The sequence below is a fragment of the Paenibacillus sp. AR247 genome, assembly GCF_002968895.1.
In the GTDB taxonomy this organism is placed as follows: Bacteria; Bacillota; Bacilli; order Paenibacillales; family Paenibacillaceae; genus Paenibacillus_AQ; species Paenibacillus_AQ favisporus.
This window is the reverse complement of sequence record NZ_PCZT01000009.1, coordinates 749,868-752,022: the sequence shown is the minus strand read 5'-3', so window position 1 is coordinate 752,022 and position 2,155 is coordinate 749,868. Positions and strand designations below refer to the sequence as shown.

Below are 2,155 nucleotides of genomic sequence, written 5' to 3'. Positions count from 1 at the left end.
ATTTCGTTCTCTTATTGGAACGACTGGTTTAACGCGATGCTGTACATCGACGATCCGGGTAAGGTACCGCTGCAGCTGCTGCTGGTCCGGACGCTGAACAGCATTGAATTTCTCACGACGAATACCGAGTTTGCGACGCAGCTGGGCATCGACCTGGCGAGCTTCCCGAACAATTCCGCCCGGATGGCGATCGCCGTATTGGCCGGCGGACCGATGCTAATCATCTTCCCGTTCTTCCAGCGGTTTTTCGTGAAAGGGCTTACGGTTGGCTCCCTCAAGGGTTAACATACACGCAAGCGATTATAAAAACAGGAGGTCACACAGATGAAGAAAAAGTGGTTTGGCGTGCTGGCGTTTATCCTGCTGGCAGCAACCGTCCTTGCCGGATGCGGCGGCGGAAAAAGCGCGGACGGAGGCGGAGAAACGGCCGGATCAACGGATGTGAAGAACGAGAGCGGATTGAGACCCGTCGAGCTGACCTGGTATTATCCGTTGTCCCAGCTCCAGCCCGATCAGCAGAAGGTGCAGGACGAAGTCAACAAAATCGTCAAAGAAGAGATCAACGCTACCGTCAAGCTGATGCCGGTCTCCATCGGCGACTACGTGCAAAAAATGAACACCGTGCTTGCAGCAGGCGAGAAATTCGACATTCTCTGGACCGGCTACATGCTGAAGCCGGAGGAGCTGGTACGCAAAGGAGCCATCCAGCCGCTTGACGATCTGCTGAATCAATACGCGCCGGAGCTGAAATCCGATGTGCCGCAGGTGATGTGGGACCCGCAGGTGATGTGGGACGGCCTGTCCGTCGACGGCAAGATCTACGGCATCCCCAACCAGCAGATCAACGGTTCCCGCTATGGATTTATCGTGCTGAAGGAGCTTGCCGACAAGTATAAACTGGACACCACGAAGATCAAAAAGATTGAGGACATTGAACCGTTCCTGAAGCAGATCAAGGACAACGAACCGGATATGATCCCGTTCGGTATTTTCGGCACTGATTTTATCAATCCGCAGGTGCATGACGACAAATATTGGATCGTGCCGGGACTCGATGACCACTTCTACATCAAGACGGATGACCCGACCTATACGCTTCAACGTTATCCGGAAGAAGAGCTGAACAATTTCCGCCTGGCCAGCAAATGGTACAAGGAAGGTTACATTTACAAGGATGCGGCGACCGTGAAATCGGGTGACTTCAAAGGCAAGATTGCGGTGGATTACCATATCGTTCTGAAACCGGGCGTCGAAGCTGAAGTCAAGGCTAGAAACGGCGGACACGACGTGGTCATCATCCCGCTCAGCAACTGGTTCTCCAACGGTTATTCGGCGACCACCAACCAATCGATTAGCCGCACTTCGCCGAATCCGGACCGGGCGATGATGCTGCTGAATCTCGTAAACACTGACAAGGAGCTGTACAATCTGCTCTGCAACGGCCTGGAAGGCGTTCATTACGAAAAGCAGTCCGGCGAATACATTAGCGCACTCCCGGATTCCCGATATAAACCGAATATGGACTGGGTTTTCGGCAGCGTATTCAATTCCTATCTGAAGGAAGGCCAGCCGGAGAACGTCTGGGAGGAAACGAAGAAGATCAACGAAACAGCCGAAATCAATCCGGTCGGGGCGTTCAAATTCAATTCGGAGCCGGTCAGCACCGAGATCGCCAACCTGAACGCGGTATGGGGCGAATACAAACGCGGACTTGTGACCGGGACGCTCGATTTTGACGAAACCTGGCCGGTGCTCTACGGCAAGCTGAAGGAAGCGGGCGAGGATAAGTATGTGGAGGAGGTGAAGAAACAGTTTGAACAATTCCTGAAAGACAAGGGGTTGAAAAAGTAAGAAGTTCATTGAAAGGCAGAGAAGCGCAAGCGGCGCACGGATAACGGGGAGAAACCTGCTGTCATGGGCGGCTTCATTGGAAGCATACAACGGGACCGGGGCCGGCCCTAATCCATGCTGAAAGGAAAGAGAAGCCATGGCAAAAAAACGGTTGCTCACGGTTCTCGCAGCCATCGTGCTGATCACGTTCACCCCGTTTCCGCCGCAAGCTGCAGCGGATGAAGCAGTCGCCAAACCAACGGGAAAATCGCTGTATGTAGCCACAAATGGCAGCGACACGAATAATGGATCCATGAATCATCCG

Annotated in this window: 1 protein-coding gene and 1 pseudogene; both read left to right on the top strand. The window is 53.4% G+C overall.

Annotated elements, in window-relative coordinates:
- A pseudogene (locus tag CPT76_RS39490) lies at window positions 1-285 on the top strand (carbohydrate ABC transporter permease); the annotation flags it as partial.
- Between the two features lie 39 nt (window positions 286-324).
- The gene (locus tag CPT76_RS11490; protein WP_105443014.1) at window positions 325-1,851 is read left to right on the top strand and encodes an ABC transporter substrate-binding protein; all 1,527 of its coding nucleotides are present in this window, start codon (window positions 325-327) and stop codon (window positions 1,849-1,851) included.
- Window positions 1,852-2,155 lie beyond the last annotated feature (304 nt).